Origin of the sequence: Flavobacterium fluviatile (genome assembly GCF_010645065.1) — a bacterium.
In the GTDB taxonomy this organism is placed as follows: Bacteria; Bacteroidota; Bacteroidia; order Flavobacteriales; family Flavobacteriaceae; genus Flavobacterium; species Flavobacterium fluviatile.
Genome location: NZ_JAADZW010000006.1, coordinates 165,260 through 185,147 on the forward strand (window position 1 = coordinate 165,260; position 19,888 = coordinate 185,147).

General features: G+C 34.6%; 19 protein-coding genes and 1 tRNA gene. 10 read left to right on the plus strand and 10 right to left on the minus strand.

Features of this window, described 5'->3' with window-relative positions:
• Positions 1-158 precede the first annotated feature (158 nt).
• From trxB to GXM17_RS09155, 4 genes are all read right to left on the minus strand, one after another.
• A complete protein-coding gene (gene trxB / locus GXM17_RS09140) occupies positions 159-1,106 on the minus strand; it encodes a thioredoxin-disulfide reductase (RefSeq protein ID WP_163399021.1) in 948 nt (315 codons plus the stop codon).
• Between the two features lie 196 nt (positions 1,107-1,302).
• A complete protein-coding gene (locus tag GXM17_RS09145) occupies positions 1,303-2,475 on the minus strand; it encodes a cation:proton antiporter (RefSeq protein WP_163399022.1) in 1,173 nt (390 codons plus the stop codon).
• Between the two features lie 75 nt (positions 2,476-2,550).
• Positions 2,551-3,003 carry an Hsp20/alpha crystallin family protein gene (locus GXM17_RS09150; RefSeq protein ID WP_163399023.1) on the minus strand — a complete coding sequence of 151 codons (453 nt, stop codon included), beginning with the start codon at positions 3,001-3,003 and terminating at the stop codon, positions 2,551-2,553.
• Between the two features lie 506 nt (positions 3,004-3,509).
• Positions 3,510-3,584: transfer RNA gene (locus GXM17_RS09155), tRNA-Pro, on the minus strand.
• A 301-nt stretch (positions 3,585-3,885) separates the two neighbouring features.
• Between GXM17_RS09155 and GXM17_RS09160 the strand changes: the two genes are divergently transcribed.
• The 6 genes from GXM17_RS09160 (at position 3,886) to GXM17_RS09185 (ending at position 9,196) form a co-directional block, all read left to right on the plus strand.
• On the plus strand, positions 3,886-4,653 hold the full coding sequence (locus GXM17_RS09160; protein WP_163399024.1) for a ParA family protein: 768 nt from the start codon (positions 3,886-3,888) through the stop codon (positions 4,651-4,653).
• Positions 4,654-4,658: 5 nt separating this feature from the next.
• On the plus strand, positions 4,659-5,561 hold the full coding sequence (locus GXM17_RS09165) for a ParB/RepB/Spo0J family partition protein (protein WP_163399025.1): 903 nt from the start codon (positions 4,659-4,661) through the stop codon (positions 5,559-5,561).
• The gene (locus GXM17_RS09170; RefSeq protein WP_163399026.1) at positions 5,561-6,127 is read left to right on the plus strand and encodes a DUF5683 domain-containing protein; all 567 of its coding nucleotides are present in this window, start codon (positions 5,561-5,563) and stop codon (positions 6,125-6,127) included. The genes GXM17_RS09165 and GXM17_RS09170 overlap by 1 nt, the downstream gene beginning before the upstream one ends.
• A gap of 46 nt (positions 6,128-6,173) precedes the next feature.
• Positions 6,174-6,881: a 4-hydroxy-tetrahydrodipicolinate reductase gene (gene dapB / locus GXM17_RS09175; protein WP_163399027.1), complete on the plus strand. Its 708-nt coding sequence runs from the start codon at positions 6,174-6,176 to the stop codon at positions 6,879-6,881.
• A gap of 49 nt (positions 6,882-6,930) precedes the next feature.
• Positions 6,931-8,493 carry a signal peptidase I gene (gene lepB / locus GXM17_RS09180; RefSeq protein ID WP_163399028.1) on the plus strand — a complete coding sequence of 521 codons (1,563 nt, stop codon included), beginning with the start codon at positions 6,931-6,933 and terminating at the stop codon, positions 8,491-8,493.
• Between the two features lie 88 nt (positions 8,494-8,581).
• Complete coding sequence (locus tag GXM17_RS09185) at positions 8,582-9,196, plus strand: WbqC family protein (protein ID WP_163399029.1); 615 nt, start codon at positions 8,582-8,584, stop codon at positions 9,194-9,196.
• Positions 9,197-9,248: 52 nt separating this feature from the next.
• Here GXM17_RS09185 and GXM17_RS09190 read toward each other — a convergent pair whose 3' ends face one another.
• The 6 genes from GXM17_RS09190 to GXM17_RS09215 all read right to left on the minus strand — a co-directional run bounded on the left by GXM17_RS09190 (position 9,249) and on the right by GXM17_RS09215 (position 15,559).
• Positions 9,249-10,295, minus strand: coding sequence for an endonuclease/exonuclease/phosphatase family protein (locus GXM17_RS09190; protein ID WP_163399030.1), 1,047 nt, complete (start codon positions 10,293-10,295; stop codon positions 9,249-9,251).
• Positions 10,296-10,309: 14 nt separating this feature from the next.
• A complete protein-coding gene (locus GXM17_RS09195; protein ID WP_163399031.1) occupies positions 10,310-11,173 on the minus strand; it encodes a rhomboid family intramembrane serine protease in 864 nt (287 codons plus the stop codon).
• A gap of 42 nt (positions 11,174-11,215) precedes the next feature.
• Complete coding sequence (locus GXM17_RS09200) at positions 11,216-12,028, minus strand: rhomboid family intramembrane serine protease (protein WP_163399032.1); 813 nt, start codon at positions 12,026-12,028, stop codon at positions 11,216-11,218.
• A complete protein-coding gene (mutL, locus tag GXM17_RS09205; RefSeq protein ID WP_163399033.1) occupies positions 12,025-13,941 on the minus strand; it encodes a DNA mismatch repair endonuclease MutL in 1,917 nt (638 codons plus the stop codon). Before mutL ends, GXM17_RS09200 begins: the two co-directional genes overlap by 4 nt.
• Positions 13,942-14,122: 181 nt before the next feature.
• A complete protein-coding gene (ribH, locus tag GXM17_RS09210) occupies positions 14,123-14,695 on the minus strand; it encodes a 6,7-dimethyl-8-ribityllumazine synthase (protein WP_163399034.1) in 573 nt (190 codons plus the stop codon).
• A gap of 84 nt (positions 14,696-14,779) precedes the next feature.
• Complete coding sequence (locus tag GXM17_RS09215) at positions 14,780-15,559, minus strand: tetratricopeptide repeat protein (RefSeq protein ID WP_163399035.1); 780 nt, start codon at positions 15,557-15,559, stop codon at positions 14,780-14,782.
• A 241-nt stretch (positions 15,560-15,800) separates the two neighbouring features.
• Between GXM17_RS09215 and recF the strand changes: the two genes are divergently transcribed.
• From recF to murB, 4 genes are all read left to right on the plus strand, one after another.
• Positions 15,801-16,880: a DNA replication/repair protein RecF gene (recF, locus tag GXM17_RS09220; RefSeq protein ID WP_163399036.1), complete on the plus strand. Its 1,080-nt coding sequence runs from the start codon at positions 15,801-15,803 to the stop codon at positions 16,878-16,880.
• Positions 16,881-16,931: 51 nt separating this feature from the next.
• A complete protein-coding gene (locus tag GXM17_RS09225) occupies positions 16,932-17,609 on the plus strand; it encodes a DUF2461 domain-containing protein (RefSeq protein WP_163399037.1) in 678 nt (225 codons plus the stop codon).
• An 84-nt stretch (positions 17,610-17,693) separates the two neighbouring features.
• On the plus strand, positions 17,694-18,752 hold the full coding sequence (locus GXM17_RS09230) for a glycosyltransferase (protein WP_163399038.1): 1,059 nt from the start codon (positions 17,694-17,696) through the stop codon (positions 18,750-18,752).
• A gap of 112 nt (positions 18,753-18,864) precedes the next feature.
• On the plus strand, positions 18,865-19,878 hold the full coding sequence (gene murB, locus GXM17_RS09235) for a UDP-N-acetylmuramate dehydrogenase (protein WP_163399039.1): 1,014 nt from the start codon (positions 18,865-18,867) through the stop codon (positions 19,876-19,878).
• Positions 19,879-19,888 lie beyond the last annotated feature (10 nt).

The window sequence follows — 19,888 nt, forward strand, 5'->3', positions numbered from 1 at the left end:
GGTTTCAGGTTTCAGGTTTCAGGTTTCAGGTTTCAGGTTTCAGGTTTCAGCAAATAAAAAATTCCATTCGCATTACGAATGGAATTTTTTATTTTTGCGGAATTCTAGATAACTCCAACAACTTGAAACTTTAAACAAAGAAACCTGAAACTGAATCTTTATTCTTTAGCAGCCAGATAGCGTTCTGCATCAAGTGCGGCCATACATCCGGTTCCCGCAGCAGTAATTGCCTGTCGATATACATGATCTGCAGCATCTCCGGCTACAAAAACACCTTCAACATTTGTTTTAGATGTTCCAGGAACATTCACAATATATCCTGTTTCATCAAGTGTGATGTAATCTTTAAAAATATCTGTATTTGGTTTGTGACCAATTGCCACGAAAAACCCTGTTGCAGGAATTTCAATTACTTCCGCAGTAGTTTTGTTTAAAGCTTTGATAGCGTGCACTACATTTCCGTCACCTAAAACTTCAACCGTATCGTGATTCATTAAAATCTCAATGTTTTCAGTTTTACGAACACGTTCTTCCATAATTTTTGAAGCCCTGAATTTTTCGCTTCTTACCAGCATCGTTACTTTTTTGCATAATTTAGACAAGTAATGCGCCTCTTCACAGGCAGAATCCCCGGCTCCTACAATTACTACTTCCTGATTACGGTAGAAAAATCCGTCGCAAACCGCACAGGCAGAAACTCCTCCACCCATATTCAAATAATGCTGTTCTGAAGGTAATCCCAAATATTTAGCTGAAGCGCCAGTCGAAATAATGACCGTTTGACAGTGTAATTCTATTTTATCATTAATCCAAACTTTCTTAATTTCTCCTGAAAAATCAACTTTTGTTGCCCATCCGTCACGAATATCAGAACCAAAACGTTTGGCTTGCTCTTGCAATTGAATCATCATTTCAGGTCCTGTAACTCCATCAACATAACCCGGAAAGTTCTCCACTTCATTTGTAGTTGTCAGCTGACCTCCTGGCTGCATTCCCTGATATAGAACCGGATTCATATTTGCTCTGGCAGCATAAATCGCAGCAGTGTAACCTGCCGGACCAGAACCAATAATAAGGCATTTAATTTTTTCGATTGTATCTGACATAATAATATGGTTGTGTTAATAATTATGGTGCAAAAATAAGTTTTTATTGTTGGAAAAAAGAATATGATTAATCAGTTTTTATTATTCTAAAATAGAGAACAGAAAATCTATTTAAATAAAATTCCATCCTAATGTCAAGAGAAGTTTTGATTTGAAAGCCTATTTTAGTACCAGAACTAAGCTTTAATTTTAATTGTTATCGATTATCTGATATAACAGGCAATCGGTAGATTAGCCGCTGTATTATTGTCAGCCAAATACTTGAAAACAACATCGTAAAAGTTATAACTGAAAGCGTAATCTGATGTATGTAACTATTAACAAGTCCCAGAGAAGCAGCTAAAGTTACCAGTATAAAACTAAATTCACCAATCTGGGACAGAAGTCCTCCTGCATATAAACTGTCGCGCAAATTATTTCCGGTAATTTTAAAAAGTATAGCATTAATACAACTGTTAATCACTAATACACTGATAGCAATCATTATAATTATACCTGCATGGGCGCTGACAAAGTAAACATCAAGCTGTAGTCCAACAGCAAGAAAAAAGAAAGCCATAAAGAAAACCCTAAATGGGATTAGTGACTTTCCAAGCCATCTTGTTGCTTTATCCTGACCTATCACAACTCCACCTGCAAAAGCACCAAATGCAGGGGATAGACCAAACCACGAACTAAACCAAGCCATGCCAAAACAGATACAAAAACCAATAAATACTTGTAGGTCATGGTCTGCCATTATTTCTTTATGCATAGGAATCTGAAAAAGTTTTTTCTTAATTACTGCCCTCAAAAAGAGTAATATTAAGAATCCGCCTGTACAAACTTTTACAAGCTCAAAAATAGTTATATGACTACCGGAGATAAAATTCAGTGATAAGATCATTGGAATAACGAGTATATCTTGTACTAACAGCACTCCACACGTTATAATGCCCAACTGGCTTTTAATTTCTCCTGTCCTTTCCAAATATTGAAACACAATCGCTGAACTGCTTAGACTTATTACAAAGGACAACAGTAAAATTGTATTAAATGTCCATCCAGACTTTTCTCCTATTAAATATATACAGATAAAACTCAACACAATCTGGACAAGTGCAATTACAAAAGGTTTATAAAAATTCTGGCTAAAGTGGCGCAAATCTAAATCAGCACCAATGGAAAACATCATTAGTACAATTCCTATTTCTCCCAAATCCGCCACTACTTCAGGAGCGTGAATTATATTAAAAAAATGGGAGCCAAGAAGTACGCCGGATATTATATAGGCAATAAAATAAGGCTGTTTAAAGCTTCGAAGCACTAGAATTAGAAACAAAACGACACAGGACAGCACAGCTATCCCTGAGAATAATTGTGAAGACATACAATAAGAACATTTAATAATAACAATAAAAGCTGCCCTAAAAGGACAGCTTTGCACAAGGGTAAAAAAACGAAATTAAGCAATTTCGATCATTCTTGGAGGTTTCTGCTTAGCCTCTTCCCTTTTTGGAATAGATAAATGAAGCAGTCCATTTTCATAACGGGCACTAATCTTGTCCTCGTCCACCACGTTTTTAGGAAGTTCAAAACTTCTCTGAAATGACTGATAGCTAAATTCCCTGCGGGTAAAATTCTCCTGCTCAGTAGTGTGTTGATTTTGCTTCTCTGACGAAATAGTCAACAGATTACCGTCAAGTGTTACCCTGAAGTCATTTTTTTCCAGACCAGGAGCAGCAACTTCTACTTCGTAATTATCTGAAGTTTCTTTGATGTTTACTGATGGCAGCGTAGTGCTTGTAGTTGAAAAATTGTTGCTTTCCCAATTGAAAAGCTCACGGCCAAAAACGTCATCAAAAAACGTACGTGGCAAACCATTAATCTGGTTACCGTTTCTCTTGATAAGATTCATAACATTTTACTTTTAAATTGTTTGACAATATTTTTTTGAACATACACTGAGTAGCAGTGCTTCAGGTCTAAAAACCAAAATTATGCCAAACAAAAAAAATGACATTTTTTCAGTTTATGCTGTGTAATCCAATTTCATTTGTAATAAATTATTACAAAAATTATGATTCAAATTTTTCAAATTTTTATTTCAGATATTTTAAAAATATTACAACTCTTAGAATTAAATAGTACTGAACAGGACTCTTAAGTACTGACAATTTTACAATCTTTATCTGAAAATTTGTCAACTTTCAAAAAAAGAAATTATCTTAAAGGTGTAAATAGATTTTATTTTTAGACTTAAAGTTTGGTATTGAAATTTAATGCAACTGATTAAAAGATAGCAACTTATAAATTATAATTACGATAATACGAATCTGAAATGTGAGGTATTTTTGTAAAAAGAAAAACCTCTTAAATCATTAAGATCTAAGAGGTTTTGACTGCCTTTGAAAGGCTCTTTAGTCGGGGTGGCAGGATTCGAACCTGCGGCCTCCTGCTCCCAAAGCAGGCGCGATAACCGGGCTACGCTACACCCCGTAAGCGGGTGCAAATATATAACTATTTTTTGCTTATCCAAAACAATTTAAGAAATAAGAAAAATTTAATTAAAAGTTTCAGAAAAGCTACATTATGTATTAATAGATAATGATTGAAAACAGAACCACTTTTTTACTAAAAAGAGAATTAAAGTAAAACAATGCACGTTAGGTAATTATTTTAAATTGTTTTAAAAACACCCACCAGACAAAGGCTGCACAACGTTTCACAAATGTTAACAAAATAGATTTTCAAAAACCATAAATAATTGTATTTTTACGGTTCAAAATTTAGAAAATAAATGGGCAAAATCATTGCTATTGCTAATCAAAAAGGAGGCGTTGGAAAGACTACTACATCAGTAAATCTTGCTGCCTCATTAGGTGTTTTAGAGAAAAAAGTTTTATTGATCGATGCTGATCCTCAGGCCAATGCGACATCTGGTCTTGGAATCGACGTAGAAACAGTTGAAACCGGAACCTACCAGATTCTTGAGCACACTGTAACACCAAAGGAAGCCATTTTAAAATGTACAGCTCCAAATGTCGATGTCATACCGGCTCACATAGACCTTGTTGCGATCGAAATTGAACTGGTTGACAAAGAAAACCGTGAGTACATGCTTAAAAAAGCATTAGAAGAAGCTAAAGAAGAATATGACTTTATCATAATCGACTGTGCACCATCTCTAGGTTTGTTAACCCTAAATGCTTTGACAGCTGCAGATTCTGTAGTGATTCCGATTCAGTGCGAATATTTTGCTCTTGAAGGATTAGGAAAACTGTTGAATACTATAAAAAGTATTCAAAAAATCCATAATCCTGACTTAGATATTGAAGGATTACTGCTAACCATGTATGATTCAAGGTTGCGTTTATCAAACCAGGTTGTTGAAGAGGTTCAAAAGCATTTTAACGATATGGTTTTTGAAACCGTTATTCAGCGAAATGTAAAATTAAGCGAGGCTCCAAGTTTTGGAGAAAGCATCATTAATTATGACGCAACCAGCAAAGGAGCAGTGAATTACATTAATTTAGCTCAGGAAATTATAAAGAAAAACAGCAAATAGTTTTTATGACAAAAGCAATTAAAAAACAAGCCTTAGGAAGAGGATTATCAGCATTATTAAAAGATCCGGAAAATGACATTACATCAGTAGAAGATAAAAATGCTGACAAGGTTGTTGGAAACATCATTGAGCTTGAAATAAGTGCTATCGAAATAAATCCGTTTCAGCCCAGAAGTAATTTCAATGAGGAATCTTTACGCGAATTAGCCACTTCGATCAAAGAACTTGGCGTGATTCAGCCTATTACTGTCCGAAAATTAGATTTCAACAAATACCAGTTAATTTCCGGAGAGCGTCGTCTGCGTGCTTCGACTCTGATTGGTTTAACACATATCCCTGCTTACATCCGTATTGCTAATGACAATGAATCGTTAGTAATGGCTTTGGTTGAAAACATTCAGCGTCATGACTTAGACCCTATTGAGATTGCACTCTCATACCAACGCTTGATGGATGAAATTCAGCTCACCCAGGAACAAATGAGTGAACGTGTTGGGAAAAAACGTTCTACTATCGCTAATTATCTGCGTCTTTTAAAATTAGATCCAATTATTCAGACCGGTATTCGCGATGGCTTTATCAGCATGGGACATGGCCGTGCAATCATCAACATTGAAGACTTAGATGTTCAGACTGATATTTACCAAAAAATAGTAAGTCAGAACTTGTCCGTTCGTGAAACTGAAGCTTTAGTTAAAAATTATCACGAAGGGTATCAGCCAAAAGCTGAAGTAAAACCAAAAGCAGCTTCTTCATTTGTAGTTAAAGAAACGCAAAAAAACACATTCAACGACTATTTTGGTTCAAAAGTTGATATAAAAGTTACCAGTAACGGAAAGGGAAAAATCACGATTCCGTTTAACTCAGAAGCTGACTTTATCAGAATTATAAAATTAATAAACGGATAGTGAATAAAATTGTCCTCATAAGTCTATTGTTCTTTCTCTTAGGAACCGTCTCTCTTTTTGCCCAGGCAAAAGAAGAAACGGTTTTAGTCGCTAAAGACACTAGCAAACTTGAAGAAATAGACCCGCTCAGACCAGCAAAAGCGGCTTTTTACTCGGCAATATTACCAGGTCTTGGACAGGCATACAATAAAAAATACTGGAAAATCCCACTTGTTTATGGTGCAATTGGTACCAGCCTTTATTTTTACCTTGATAGCAACAAAAAATATAATCAGTATCGTGACGAGTACAAACGAAGGCTTGAAGGCTATAGTCCTGAAAGTGGAGATTTTGATTATCTAAGTGACGACAGACTTATTGCCGGTCAAAAATTCTATCAGCGTAATCGTGACTTGTCAGCCTTATTTGTTGTTGGATTCTACGTTTTAAACATCATTGATGCAAATGTTGATGCTGCCCTGATGCAATTTAACGTCAATGAAAGATTATCTCTGCGTCCGGAAATTTACCCTTCGGATGTAACTTTAAAACCAAATGTTGGACTAACTTTTAATTACAACTTTTAAATAGCTTTTTTACTTTCTATTTAAATTAAAAAAAATATAAAAAAAAATGAAAATTGCACTTTTAGGATACGGAAAAATGGGTCAGGTAATTGAAAGAATTGCTCTGGAAAGAGGTCATGAAATTGTCTTAAAAAAAGATGAATTCAATACTTATGACGGACTTTCAACAGCTGATGTTGCTATAGACTTCAGTGTTCCTAACGCTGCTGTAGCCAACATTACAAGCTGCTTTCATGCAAATGTCCCGGTAGTTTCAGGAACAACAGGATGGCTGGAACATTATGATGAAGTAGAAGCTCTTTGCAAAGAAAAACAAGGTGGCTTTATCTCTAGTTCAAATTTTAGCTTAGGTGTTAATATCTTCTTTGGACTTAATGAATATTTAGCTAAAATTATGGCTCAGTTTGATTCATACAAAGTATCGATGGAAGAAATTCACCATACCCAAAAATTAGATGCCCCAAGCGGAACGGCTATTTCTTTGGCAAAAGGAGTTATAGAAAACAGCGCTTACGCAAATTGGACTATGGAAGATGCGAAGTCAAATGAAATTCATATTGAAGCCAAAAGAATTGGTGATATTCCGGGTACTCACACTGTAACCTATGACTCAACCGTGGACAGCATCGAATTAAAGCACACTGCACATAATCGTGAAGGCTTTGCTTTGGGGGCTGTTATTGCTGCTGAGTGGCTCGCGGGTAAAAAAGGAATCTACACGATGAAAGACGTTTTGAATCTGGAATCCAAATAAAATCTGAAAAATAATATTTCTGAAAATTTCAGAACTAAAACATACAAATATGACACTTTATCTTTGGTTTGTTTTTTTCTTAGCTGTACAAATAATCCATTTTCTGGGAACCTGGAAATTATATCAGGCTGCAGGCCGAAAATCATGGGAAGCCGCAATTCCTGTTTATAATTCGATTGTTTTAATGAAAATTATTAGCCGCCCAACATGGTGGACAATACTACTTTTCATACCAATTATCAATCTGATTATGTTTCCTGTAGTTTGGGTTGAAACTTTGAGAACTTTTGGAAAAAAATCAACTTTAGATACCGTATTAGGAATTTTCACTTTAGGGTTTTACATATATTATGTCAATTATACCCAAAAATTAGAGTATAATGCAGAGAGACAATTAACTCCTGAAAACAGAGCTGCAGACACGGTTAGTTCTTTACTTTTTGCCATAATTGTAGCAACGTTAGTACATACTTATGTCGTACAGCCTTTTACAATTCCAACTTCTTCATTAGAAAAATCGTTATTAATTGGCGACTTTTTATTTGTAAGCAAAGTAAACTACGGACCAAGAGTACCAATGACAACTGTTGCTTTACCAATGGTTCATGACTCTATTCCGTTAACAAAAAAGAAGTCATACTTAAGCTGGCCGCAATTGCCTTATTTAAGATTGCCTGCTTTAGAAAAAATAAAACGAAATGACATAGTTGTTTTTAACTGGCCTGTAGATACCGTTCATTATTTCTTTGAACCAAAAGGGAGACCTGGTGTTATAAAACCAATTGATAAGAAATCAAATTACGTAAAACGATGTGTAGGTGTTCCCGGTGATAGTTTATCCATAAAAGACGGTTTTGTTTACATCAATAATAAAAAACTAATCCTTCCGGAAAGAGCAAAGCCGCAATATTCTTATGCCGTAGCGTTAGACGGTAAAACGCCGATTGATTTTGAATCTCTTTTAAAAGAACTTAACGTTAATCTTGTTGATGTTATGGGATTTAAAGATGAAGTAAAAAGAGACACCTTATATTTCGCTGCTTTAACAGAAGCAACTGCTGAGCGATTAAAACAAACTCCAGGAATTACAAATGTCATAAGACAAATTTCTAAAGGAAACGAAAATGCCATTTTTCCTCATATCAACAAATGGAATCAGGATAATTTCGGACCTATATATATACCAGAAGCTGGAAAAACAGTTGCTTTAACGAATGAATCTCTTCCGTTTTACAAAGAAATTATCACTAATTACGAAGGAAACACTTTAGAATTAAAAGGTTCTAAATTCCTAATAAATGGTAAAGAAACGAACAGCTATACCTTCAAACAGAATTATTACTGGATGATGGGTGATAATCGACATAACTCTGAAGACAGCCGCTATTGGGGATATGTTCCTGAAAACCACATTGTAGGAAAACCGGTATTTATCTGGATGAGCTGGGACACCAACGGAAAAGGGATTAATAAAGTCCGTTGGGACAGGGTTTTCACAACAGTAGATGGGGAAGGTCAGCCACAGTCTTATTTCAAATATTTCCTGATTGTCCTCGCCCTTTATTTTGTTGGCGAATTCTTCTGGAAAAAGAGAAAAGAAAACAAAGCATAAATAAAATAAGTTATTTTTTGTTTCAGGTTTCAAGTTTCACGTTATTATCGTCAACCTGAAACCTGAAACTTTTAAACAAAAAAAAACGATGAATTCGCTATTACTTCCTACCTATTTCCCTTCGATTAGCCATTTTGCAGTTATGGCTCAATCTGAGAAAATCATTTTTGAAATGGAAGATAATTTTCAGAAACAGACTAACAGAAACCGTACCTACATCTACAGTCCAAATGGAATTCAACTATTAAATATCCCTATTAAACATTCTAAATCGACACATCAAAAAACAAAAGATGTTTTGATTGAAAATGAATTTGACTGGCAAAAACAGCATTTTAAATCACTGGAAGCAGCTTACAGAAGTTCTCCTTTTTTTGAGTTTTTCGAGGATGACATTGTTCCTGTATTCAAAAAAAAACATACCTTTTTGATGGATTTAAACATGGAGGTTCTGGATACAGTTACCAAATGTTTGCGCATGAAATTAGAATTTGGCAAAACCACTGAATATTTTCATGAAGCAGAAAATATTTCTGATTTCAGGTATCTGGCTAATGGAAAAAAAGATCAGAATTCATTCGAAAAATACCCTCAGGTTTTTGATGACAAGCATGGCTTTATAAACAATCTAAGTGTTTTGGATTTGCTTTTTAACGAAGGTAAATTCGGAATGGATTATTTAAAGACACAGAAAATTATATAACACCATTTTTAGTTTGGAATTTAAATTTTGAGGATTGGAAGTTTTAAATAATTTATTCCATTGAAAGCCTTGTCATTATTGGGTAATGATCTGAATTTTCAAAATCCGAAAAACTTTCAAACTCTTTTACCTTCATTTTAGGGTCGGTAAATATATAGTCGATTCTTGCAGGATAATATTTAAATTTATAAGTAGCACCAAAACCTCCCCCTGCTTCTTCAAAAGTATCTTTTAGTTTTCCTTTTATATTTCTATATACATAAGAAAAAGGGCTATTATTCATGTCTCCGCAAATTATAATCGGGTATTTACATTGTTTGATGTTTTCTTTAAAAATCTCCGCCTGCTCCTGCTGTTGCCTGAATCCTTTGCTTATCCTGGCCAGTATTCTCTGCGATTTTTTTTGATTCACATTGTCAATATCATCCGAAATCTCATTTACATCAGGGGAAATTTTAATAGACTGCAAATGCATATTATACACTCTGATTACATCCTTACCGCGCTTTATATCCGCATAAACAACATTATTATCCGAATTAGGAAAAATAATATTCCCTTCATTTATAATCGGAAATTTTGAAAAAATAGCCTGACCAGTTTTGATTTGATTTCCATCAATAAAAATATAACGGTGCGGATATACTTTTAAATCCAGGTGTGCAGAATTCGAATACTCCTGAATACACAAAATATCAGGATCCTTTTCATCTATAAAAGCTTTTATATTGTCGGGAATATCATCACGATCCAGCCATTTAAAAACATTAAACAAGCGGACATTATAACTCATTACAGAGAAATCTTTTTCATCATTTATATATTCTTTTCCGGAGAATTTGTAGAATTTGCTAATAAATGTAATTCCGGTTAACAACACTAAACCGGATAATATCAGACGTTTTTTAAATTGAATTGCCCAATAGAAAAAGAATAGTCCATTGAACACAAAAAAAGCCGGCATAAACAGCGTTAGCACTGCTAATAGCGGAAAACTCTTAGGTGCTAAAAAAGGCAAAATATAGATACTAAATGTAATAACAGTTAGCACTATATTCAAAAAGAACATTATTTTATTAAACCACGAAAGGTTTTTCATATTATCTTGCTAAATTATTTTCCAGCTTTAAACAGAAACTCTTTTTCTTCTTTGGTCAGACAATCATAACCAGACTGGCTAATCTTGTCTAAAATTTCATCAATTTGCTGTTGAGTCTTGTCTTTAGTAACAATTCTTGAAGCCACTTTTTCTGTAGGTTTTTGATAATTTTTATGCACTTTTTTAAATGGGGTCGTTGGGGATTTCTTAAACAGATTGGCAAAAAAGTCCAATATTTTAGAAACAACAACACTCAAATCTGTACCATTCTGGAGTAATTTAATATAAGCAAATCCGAAGAAGGCACCAGCCAAATGTGAGATATGCCCTCCGGTATTATCTAAACGTAACTGCATCAGATCCAAAATCAGGATTACGCCTGTAATGTGCCATAACTTTACATTTCCTATTAACAGCAAACGAACATTCATTAAAGGCTGGTAAGTAGTTGCAGCCACCAAAATTGCCATAATCGCAGCTGAAGCTCCTACAATTGATGCAGGATTACCAAGAAAATAAAAACTTAATGCAAATACAATTCCCGAAAATATAGCACCTAAAATATATAATCCTAAATATTGCTTTTGGGTAAAAAAAGTTAAAAACAACTGACTTGCAAAATTCAGCACCATCATATTAAACAATAAATGCAAAAATGAAGAATGGAAAAATGCATACGTTAAAAACGTCCAGGGCTTAAATAAAAAAACATTTGGATCAGACGAAAGAGCCAACCAGTCTGGATAAGCAAATCCACCGCCTGAATATTGATAAAAAAACACTAATGAAATCAGGAAACAAGCAATATTCCAATAGATCAAACGTAGTGAAATACCTCCTATTTTATATTGTAATTTCAAATCATCCAGAATATTCATAAAAGCCTTTTTTTCGTTTTTTTAATTATTTAAAGTTAAAAATTAATTCCAACGATTGTTATTAAACTGATTTTTTTTCCAATACCACATCATAAAATATCCAACAATTGCACCACCAATATGCGCGAAATGAGCTACTCCTGTGCCTCCACTTCCAAATAAAGAGTCCCCTTTAAAACCTAAAAATAAATCTAATGCCAAAATTCCAGGAACAAAATATTTAGCTTTTATCGGGATCGGAATAAACATTAAAGCTAACTCCGCATTAGGAAACATAAAAGCAAAAGCCACTAACAATCCATAAACTGCACCTGAAGCACCAACCATTGGTATTTGTGTAATTGCTGCAGCATTAAACAAACCTTTAAATGCATCTTCCCCAAGATTTGTTACTCCAGCTTTCTCTAAAATCGGTTTAATCTGTTCAAAAAACAAATCTGACCTAAAACTAACTCCATCACTAAAATCAACATTTAATATTTGGTGTAATGTTGCATCAGACAAACCTAAACCTCTTACGGGCTCCAAAGCTTGCTGAAATTGCAAATAATTCACTCCAATTTGCAATAAAGCAGCACCTAATCCGCATGAAATATAAAAAAACAAAAATTTCTTTCCACCCCAAAAATGCTCTAATGCAGATCCGAAAGAATATAACGCAAACATATTAAATGCAATATGCAGTATTCCACCATGCATAAACATATGTGTGATTGGCTGCCAAATCTGAAAATTCGGATTCTCTGGAAAAAACATAGCTAAATACTCATATGAAACAGGTACAAGCTGTGAGCCAATAAAAAAAATAATATTAATAATAAGTAGTTGTTTTACAACTGGGGTCATATTCATCATAAGGCAAACTTTTTATCTATATCTTCCACACGCAAAGTGATGAAAGTAGGTTTTTGAAAAGGTGAAATATTTGGATCTTTGCAGGCAAACAAAGCGTTTACTAAATTATCCTGCTCTTTTTCAGTCAAATAAGATCCGGTTTTAACCGCTAAACTTTTGGCCATCGATTTGGCTATAGTATCATTCTGACTATAACTGCTCGCCGGTATTCCTTCCTGCAGATCGCTTAATAATTGTTCGATTACAAGAGAAACTTCGCTTTCTGTAATATTAACGGGAATTCCGGAAATCACAATATGATCTGTTTGAGCTTTTTCGAAAACAAAACCTGTTGTTTCCAATGAAGGTTTTAGCTCTTCTATCAATGACATTTCATCTGATGAATAAAACAAATTCAACGGAAACAACAACTGCTGACTTGACGCCTGATTTACTGTCATATTCAGCAAAAACTGTTCATACAAAATACGCTGATGAGCCCGCTGCTGATCCACAATAACCATTCCCGATTTTATCGGCGAAACGATATATTTTTTATGAATCTGATATGTTTTTTGACCTGCCTGTTCTATCTCATCATCATTAAACAGTGAAGAAGTAACCTCTTCGTTTTCGAATGTAAACGGTGAACTTTCAATACTTTCCGCATTATCTAAATCCAATCCAACATATAAACTTTCCCAGCTTGCTGTTGGCTCCACTCTTTTAGAATATCCGGAATAAGATGATCCTGAAGATGAAGATGATCCGGAACTATAACCCGATCCTGAATTGGCTTTTGAATAATGCTGATTCGTTTTATCATCAGTAAAAGGATTAAAATTACCATCTACCTCAATTGTAGGCGTTTCTGCTTCTAAATCTTTATAGTGATAGGGTGTATCCAAATTCGAATCCCGATCAAAATCAAGAACCGGCGCTACATTAAACTGACCTAAACTATGTTTAATTGCAGCCCTTAGAATAGCATACAAAGCCTGCTCATCATCAAACTTTATTTCGGTTTTTGTTGGATGAATATTAATATCAATTGTGTTTGGCGGTACCTGTAAATAGAGAAAATAGCTTGGCTGTGAACCATCTTTTAAAAGTCCCTCGTAAGCAGCCATAACTGCATGATGCAAATAACCGCTTTTTATAAAACGATCGTTTACAAAAAAGAACTGCTCACCCCTGCTTTTCTTGGCAAATTCAGGCTTACAGACAAAACCCTGAACATTTATAATTTCAGTGTCTTCATTAACCGGAACCAGCTTTTCATTGGTTTTGCCTGACATTATTCCAACTATACGCTGGCGATAACCTGCAGCCGGCAAATTGTACATTTCGCTCCCATTATGATAAAAAGTAAAATGAATGTTTGGATGTGCCAAAGCTACACGCTGAAATTCATCCATAACATGACGGAATTCAACTGTATCTGATTTGAGGAAATTACGTCTTGCAGGAATATTAAAAAACAAATTTTTAACTGCAAATGAAGTTCCTTTTGGTAAAACCGCCACTTCCTGCGAAATAAATTTACTTCCCTCTATAACGATATGCGTCCCCAGTTCGTCCTGATCCTGTCTGGTTTTCATTTCCATGTGTGCAATCGCAGCAATAGAAGCTAAGGCTTCACCACGGAAACCTTTTGTACAAAGCGAAAATAAATCTTCCGCCTGACGAATTTTTGAGGTAGCATGACGTTCAAAACACAAACGCGCATCAGTAACACTCATTCCTTTACCATTATCAATAACCTGAACTAATGATTTTCCGGCATCTTTAATAATTAATTTAATGTCGGTTGCTCCAGCATCAACAGCATTTTCCAACAGTTCTTTGACGACTGAAGCAGGTCTTTGAACCACCTCCCCGGCGGCAATTTGATTGGCAACATGATCAGGAAGCAATTGAATAATACTCGACATTGAAAATTTTAGGTTGTAGATTAACGTTTTAAGATTTTTGTTTTGAAATCTTATCCAAGGTGTACAAATTTAATGAATTTCTATTGGCTTTCAGAATTTCATGAGTCATAAAAAAAACAAAAAACCTATACTGTTTTTTACACAGTATAGGCTTTAGTACTTTAAACGAGTATGTTTTTTTTTATTCCTTCTCGATTTTTATCGGAGTCTCTTCAATTTGAATCGCACCCGAAGACAGCAATGGCTGATTAAAAGGATGTGAAATAGAAGCCTGCTGACGAATGTAAGCCATTTTTATGGCAGCAATTGCAGCTTCTGTTCCTTTGTTTCCATGAACCCCACCACTTCTGTCAATTGACTGCTGCATCGTATTATCTGTCAGAACACAAAAAATAACCGGAATATCAGTCTGTACATTCAGGTCTTTAATTCCCTGTGTTACACCTTCACAAACAAAATCAAAATGCTTTGTCTGCCCCTGGATTACACAGCCAATTACAATAACTGCATCAACATTTTGCGTCTGCAGCATTTTTTTTGCACCATAAATCAGTTCAAAACTTCCGGGAACGTTCCAACGGATAATTTGTTGTGCCGGAACTTCGCAGTCAGTTAGTGCTTCAAAAGCACCATTATAAAGTCCTTCAGTTATAGTGTCGTTCCACTCAGAAACAACAATCCCAAATCGAAAGTCTTTCGCATTTGGGATTGTGTTTTTATCGTATTCTGATAAATTTTTATTTTCGGTAGCCATCTTTATATTTTAGATTTTATAATATAGATTTCAGATTGCTAAAATACGAATCTAAAATCTAAAATCTGAACTCTAAAAATAAAATTATTGCGCTAATCCAATCAAAGCATCAACTGAATTTGCCTCCGGAGTGCCGTCAAAGTTTTCTTTGATGTCCGTCAGATATTTCAAAGCATCTTCTTTTTGTCCTAAAGCCAAAGCTGTTTTTCCGGCTTTTAATAAGAAACGAGGTGTTGTGAAATCGTTTTTATTAGATTCTGCAGCTTTTACATAATAATCAAGAGCTTCTTTTTGGTTGTTTTTTTGAGAATAAGCATCTCCAATTGCACCTTTCGCCAATGCACTTAATATCATATCATCTGACTTGAATTCTCCTAAGTATTTAATCGCCTCATCAAATTTACCAGTATTCAGATAAGCGATACCTGCATAATAATTTGCTAAGTTTCCTGCATCAGTTCCGGAATATTCATCAGCAATTTTTACGAATCCAAATTTACCTTCAGAACCGTTCAACGCCAGTTTATACAATGAATCACTTGCTACTCCATCAGTGGCTTTTTGAAAATTTTGCTGTGCAACAAACATTTCGTTAGCAGCCTCATCCTGTTTAGGTGCTTCAATAAATTTTTGGTAAGCCAGATACCCAATAGTTAAAACAGCAATACCAGCAACTAAACCAATAATGATTTTTTGATTTTTAGCAACCCAATCCTCAGTTTTTGAAGCAGTTTCATCTAATTTTGAAAAAACACCAGCTGTTGTACTGTCTTTTTCGTCAATTACTACCTGTGTATCTTCAGTTACTTCTTTAACTTCCTTTTCCTTTGGTGCTTTATATCCTCTTTTATTGTAAGTAGCCATTTAAAATTAATTTAGTGAACGGCAAAAATAAAATTTTTATTGAAACTGAAGTAAAAAAAATCAATTTTATCACTATTTTAAAAAAAATATTTTCGGTACTCATAATTAGTTTTGTCTCAGACCTAAAATAATTCATCCTGTAACACAGCAAAAGCCTAATATTTCAATAATTTTCGATAATTTGCACCCTCAAATACTTGCTGTTTTAAACATCATATTTTACCTGCTGAGCTGCTTAAAAATGCATTTAAACAAAATTTCTTTATTCAATTATAAAAATTTCTCCGAAATCAATTTCGATTTTGACCGCAAAATCAATTGTTTTGTCGGCAAAAACGGCATTGGCAAAACTAATGTACTGGATGCAATCTACCATCTGGCTTACGGTAAAAGCTATTTCAATCCGCTGGCGGTTCAGAACATAAAACACGGAGAAGAGTTTTTTGTAATTGATGCCGAATTAGAAAAGAATGACAGAACAGAGCAAATAGTCTGCAGTTTAAAAAAAGGGCAAAAAAAAGTTTTAAAAAGAAACGGAAAAGCGTACGATAAATTCTCAGATCATATCGGTTTTATTCCGCTTGTGATTATTTCTCCGGCAGACCGTGATTTAATTGTTGAAGGAAGCGAAACACGACGTAAGTTTATGGACAGTGTGATTTCGCAATTAGACTCAGCCTATCTCCATCAGCTTATTCAATATCAGAAAGTAATTGTACAGCGAAATGCGCTTTTAAAATATTTTGCACTGAACCATACTTTTGATAACGACACCTTATCTATATATAATGAGCAGCTGAATGAATACGGAAAATCTATTTTCGAAAAGAGAAAAGATTTCCTGGAACAATTTATACCTATATTTAATGCACATCATCACGCCATAACAGGTTCTGAGGAATCAGTACAATTGGTTTATGAAAGTCATTTATTCGAAAAAGATTTATTGACACTGCTTCAGGAAAATATAAATAAAGACAGAGCACTGCATTATACCAGTTCAGGAATTCATAAAGATGATTTGTCTTTTGAAATTGATTCACATCCAATAAAAAAATTCGGTTCGCAGGGACAGCAAAAATCATTTTTGATTGCCCTGAAACTGGCACAATTTGAATTTTTGAAAAAGCAAAGCGGCGTGAAACCAATTCTTTTGTTTGATGATATTTTTGACAAACTGGACGAAACCCGCGTTGCTAAAATTGTCGAAATGGTAAACAGTGAAACTTTCGGCCAGCTATTTATTTCTGACACACATCCGGAACGAACTGAAGCGATTGTTAAATCAACACATCAGAGTTATAAGATATTTAATTTGTAATTTTATAAAGAATTCAAAAATTAAAAAACCAACTGCAATAAAAAACGGATTATGCTAACAAAAGAATCATTGCAATTTTTAGACGATCTAAAAAAGAACAATAACCGTGACTGGTTTCAGGATAATAAAAAACGATATGAAGTTTTCAAGAAAGATTATCATCAGCTGGTAAGTGATTTTCTGGATGCGATGAAACCGCTTGATCCTTCGTTAGAATTGTTAGAAATTAAAGATTGTACTTTCAGAATCAATCGTGATATTCGGTTTTCTAAAGACAAATCTCCATATAAAGCCCATTTAGGTGTATGGCTTTCATCTGGTGCAAAAGGCGCCAATCGTTCCGGATATTATGTTCATATTGAAAAAGGAGCCAGTTTTATTGCCGGTGGATTTTATTCGCCTGATGCGGATCAGTTAAAAAAGGTACGTAAAGAAATTGCCTTTTTTCATGATGATTTAGAAGCCATTTTAGCAGACAAAAACTTCAAAAAAGAGTTCGGTGGTTTTGATATAAATGAAAGCAACTCACTTAAAAGCATGCCGCGTGGTTATGAAAAAGATCATCCTGCAATAGAGTTCTTAAAACTGAAGAGTTTTACAACTTCTCAAAAATTTGATATTACAGAAGTTACCCAGAAAGACTTTGTAAAAAAAATGAGCCAGAAACTCATTGTTCTAAAACCCCTGAATGAATTCATCAATCGTGCTTTGGATACTGAAGAGTTTTAAAAAAGAAAGTTGCCGCGAATTTCACAAATTGACACGAATTAATTTGTGAAAATTGGCGAAATTCGTGGCGAAAAAACCTTTATAATGAAAAAGAAAATACTTTTTCTTGGAGAATCATATCGGGCCGACGCTATAACCTGGATGAAAGGCCTGAAAGAATTTGGTGATTTTGAAATTACCACCTGGGAACTTCAAACATCAAACAACCAAAGATTCAGACGTATTTTAGAATATCTCTTCTCTCCCCTTTCTATTCGAAAAATAGTTCAGAATAAAAAACCCGATATGGTGATTGCCGAAAGAACAACCAGTTATGGTTTCTTAGCAGCCTTATCAGGATCTAAAACTATTGCTATTGCACAGCAGGGAAGAACCGATTTATGGCCGGAAACTTCTGTTTTATACCCTTTTAAGAAATTCATTCAGAAATATGCTTTTACGAAAGCACATTTAATTCACGCCTGGGGACCTGTCATGGCAATTCACATGAAAGCAACCGGCGTTGACATGAACAAAGTTTTGGTTCTTCCAAAAGGAATTGATTTATCGCTTTTTACTCCTTCAACAAATAATTCAAACAAAATTGAAGCCATTGTAACGCGTTCGCTTCAGCCGGAATATCGACACGATTCTATCCTGAAAGCTTTCGGAATTTTAAACCAAAAAGGAATTGATTTTTCGTTGACAATAGTTGGTAACGGAACAAGATTGCAATTTTTAAAAGATTTAGCAAAAGAACTTCAAATCGAAAATAAAGTAATTTTTACAGGAAGAATTCCAAACACAGAGCTTCCAAAATTATTACATCAACCCAATATTTACATTAGCATGCCCATTACTGAAGGCGTTTCTGCTTCTTTGTTTGAAGCGATGGCCTGTAATTGCTTTCCGGTTGTTTCAGACATTCCAGGAAATCAAAGTTGGATCACACATCGCGAAAACGGACAGTTAATCGAAATTGATAATATCGAAATGCTCGCAAATGAATTAATCTGGTCTTTTGAAAATCCTGAATTGCGAAATGAGGCGATTATTCGAAATAGAAAATTTGTAGAGGAGAATGCTAATTATGATATTAATATGAAGGTTATTTCAGAAAAATATCATGAGTTGCTGGATTCTCGAAAACCATTTAATCGCTAAGATTTACGCTATGAACGCAAATCTTAGTGGACTTTGCGCAAACTTTGTGTCTTTGCGGTTCAACCAAAAATTATAATTCATATTTTTACCCAGATTAAAAAGCCTTTTACACATGGAAATCCAATCCAATTTTTCTTTAAAAAAATATAACACTTTCGGCATTGAAGCCAGTGCTAAACAATTTGTTGCCGTTCATTCTATTTCTGAATTAAAAACAGTTTTACAGGAAAACAAAAACGAGAAAAAATTCATTTTGGGAGGCGGAAGTAATATGCTTTTAACTAAAGACATTGATGCTTTGGTTATTCATATCGATTTAAAAGGCAAAGAAATAACCAAAGAAGATGATGATTTTGTCTGGGTTGAAAGTCAGGCTGGTGAAGTTTGGCACGATTTCGTTCTTTATACCATTGAAAATAATTTTGGAGGTTTAGAAAACATGTCCCTGATTCCCGGAAACGTGGGCACTACTCCGGTCCAGAATATCGGGGCTTACGGAACGGAGATCAAAGACACATTTATTTCCTGCGAAGCCATGAATATTGCTACTCAGGAAATGAAAACTTTTACCAATGAAGAATGTAATTTTGGCTACCGCGAAAGCATTTTCAAAAATGAAGTTAAAGATCAGTACATTATCACTTCAGTAGTTTTTAAGCTGACCAAACACAATCATAAAATCAATACTTCTTACGGGGATATTTTGGCTGAACTTGCAAAAAACAATATTACGGAACCAACCTTAAAAGATGTCAGCAATGCAGTTATTGCCATTAGACAAAGCAAATTACCCGATCCGAAAGAACTCGGAAACAGCGGCAGTTTCTTTAAAAATCCGATTGTTTTGAAATCTGATTTTGAAAAGATTCATCAAAAGTTTCCTGAAATGAAATATTACGAAGTTTCAGAAACTGAAGTAAAAGTTCCGGCCGGGTGGCTAATTGAGCAAGCCGGTTTTAAAGGAAAACGTTTTGGTGATGCCGGAGTGCATAAAAATCAGGCTTTGGTACTTGTAAATTACGGTAATGCAACCGGGCAGGAAATTCTGGCAGTTTCAAAAGAGGTTCAAAAAACGGTTTTTGAAATTTTCGGCATCCATATTGAGGCTGAAGTGAATGTAATTTAATTCCGGATTT